Source organism: Mesorhizobium sp. C399B (genome assembly GCF_030323185.1).
Classification (GTDB): Bacteria; Pseudomonadota; Alphaproteobacteria; order Rhizobiales; family Rhizobiaceae; genus Mesorhizobium.
The window spans coordinates 2,410,001-2,412,500 of record NZ_CP100472.1; the positions used below are offsets into that span (position 1 = coordinate 2,410,001).

Annotated in this window: 1 protein-coding gene, 1 tRNA gene and 2 rRNA genes (2 of these 4 cut by a window edge); all 4 read right to left on the minus strand. The window is 57.8% G+C overall.

The genetic code is table 11. The annotated features are described in order from the left end of the window. Window positions 1-957 (minus strand): IS3 family transposase gene (locus tag NLY36_RS11400; RefSeq protein ID WP_502882028.1). Its coding sequence is split into 2 segments (ribosomal slippage): window positions 1-478 and window positions 481-957, totalling 1,353 coding nucleotides; it reaches 398 nt to the left of the window's first position; the frame shifts between segments, so codons are not numbered across the junction. Window positions 958-1,020: 63 nt separating this feature from the next. Continuing rightward, window positions 1,021-1,097: transfer RNA gene (locus NLY36_RS11405), tRNA-Met, on the minus strand. Between the two features lie 257 nt (window positions 1,098-1,354). Then, a 5S ribosomal RNA gene (gene rrf / locus NLY36_RS11410) occupies window positions 1,355-1,469 on the minus strand. Between the two features lie 201 nt (window positions 1,470-1,670). After that, a 23S ribosomal RNA gene (locus NLY36_RS11415) occupies window positions 1,671-2,500 on the minus strand (it continues 1,972 nt past the right edge of the window).

Sequence of the window (2,500 nt, forward strand, 5' to 3'; positions counted from 1 at the left end):
CGATCTCGCCATTGTAGAGGTCCATGACCGGGGACAGGTAGAGCTTGTCGCCGGCCAGGCTGAACTCCGTCACGTCGGTCACCCATTTGCGGTTAGCCCGGTCGGCGCCGAACTTGCGCTGCAACAGATCGGGAGCGGTCCGCCCAGCCTCGCCCCTGTAGGAGCGATACTTCTTCGGCCTGACCAGCGACTTCAATCCCATCCCGGCCATCAGGCTCTGGACGGTCTTGTGGTTGACGCGCCGGCCCAACCGGTGCAGTTGCGCAGTCACCCGGCGATAGCCGTAGCGACCCTTGTGGCTGTCGAAGATGGCCTTGATCGCCGCCTTCAGCGCCGCATGGCGGTCCGAGCGCTTCGCTGCTTTCTGTCTGTAATAGAACGTGCTGCGCGCAAGCTTCGCCAGCTCGAGCAGCCCCTCAAGCGAATGCAACGGCCTTAACGCCTGGACGGCTTGCGCTTTTTGGGCGCATGTCCCTGCGTTAAGGCCTCCAGTTTTTTTAGGTAGTCGTTCTCCATCCGCAGATGCTTCAGCTCAGCCAGCAGTTCTTCGCGGCTTTTGGCCTCGTCACTGGCTGCAACAGGCACTACGGGGGACGGCGGCTTTGACATGGGTCGTCCTCTGGGACGTGGGCCGAGCGCCTCTATCCCGCCCGCATGATAGCGCTTCTCCCAGCCCGTCAGGCAACTGGCATTGCGGATATTGAACAATGCAGCCGTCTGCCGATACGACAGACCTTCCTCCCACATCCGCTCAAGCACCGACAGCCTGAACGCCGCGTCATAACGATCGTACTTGGCAGATAGCCCGGCATCTCCATGGGCCTGGTACAACGCAACCCACTTGCGAACAGTGGCCGCATCAACGCCATGCATTGACGCCGCGCTCGCGTAGCCCTCATCCTCGCCTAAATAGATGTCGACAACCGAGCGCTTGAAACTCTCGCTGTATTTGGACATGCAAAACCCCCGAAGGTTGTGTCCAACTTTCGGGGGTCAGTTCATGAAGCGGGCTTTTTTTGTTGGTTGCGGGGACAGGATTTGAACCTGTGACCTTCAGGTTATGAGCCTGACGAGCTACCGGGCTGCTCCACCCCGCGTCACCTCCAGGGCAAGCTCTTGCTTGCTCCGGACTCTCCAGGGCAAGCTCTTGCCTGCTCCGGATCTGAAGCAAGCGTTTGCTTGCTTATCTGGACGTAAGCCTGGGCCTATGAACAGGATGGCTTACAGATAGGTATATGGCTGACCAAATGAAAGGGCCGCTTGCGCGGCCCGTGATCCCTTGGCGGGCCTTTTCGTAGAGAGAAGATTCAGTTTCATCCGGTTTGCGGATGAGAGTTCAACGTGCGTTTTGCAGACCTGGCAGCGACCTACTCTCCCGCGTCTTGAGACGAAGTACCATCAGCGCTGGAGCGTTTCACGGCCGAGTTCGGAATGGGATCGGGTGCAGCCGCTCCGCCATAACCACCAGGTCGGCAAAACGCACGTTATATCGAGAAGCTGTTTTTTCGTGCCAAGGCGACGTTTGTGTCTAGCTAACGGACAAAGTCCGCAAGCGCGACTGCGCGTCGCCGGTTTTCCGGCGCCCTCGCGGAGCATAGGCCCTGTTAAGGGCCGCTCATGCGTGAGCGCTGGTCAGATCATCGTGTTCACGATGAGCATAAGGAATGAGAACGATCAAGCCGATCGAACTATTAGTACCGGTAAGCTTCAAGCGTTGCCGCTCTTCCACACCCGGCCTATCAACGTGGTCGTCTTCCACGGTTCTCAGGGAATACTCGTTTTAAGGTGGGTTTCCCGCTTAGATGCCTTCAGCGGTTATCCCGTCCGGATATAGCTACCCTGCTATGCGGCTGGCGCCACAACAGGTCCACCAGAGATCCGTCCATCCCGGTCCTCTCGTACTAGGGACAGATCCTTTCAATATTCCTACACCCACGGCAGATAGGGACCGAACTGTCTCACGACGTTCTGAACCCAACTCACGTACCGCTTTAAATGGCGAACAGCCATACCCTTGGGACCTGCTCCAGCCCCAGGATGCGATGAGTCGACATCGAGGTGCCAAACAACCCCGTCGATATGGACTCTTGGGGGTCATCAGCCTGTTATCCCCGGCGTACCTTTTATCCGTTGAGCGATGGCCCTTCCACGCGGGACCACCGGATCACTATGACCGACTTTCGTCTCTGCTCGACTTGTCAGTCTCGCAGTCAGGCAGGCTTATGCCATTGCACTCAGCGAACGATTTCCGACCGTTCTGAGCCCACCATCGCGCGCCTCCGTTACTCTTTAGGAGGCGACCGCCCCAGTCAAACTACCCACCATACATTGTCCCGGACCCGGATAACGGGCCGCGGTTAGACATCCATAGTAATAAGGGTGGTATTTCAAGGGTGGCTCCACCTGAGCTGGCGCCCAGGTTTCAAAGCCTACCACCTATCCTACACATGCCACTACGAATGCCAATGTAAAGCTATAGTAAAGGTGCACGGGGTCTTTC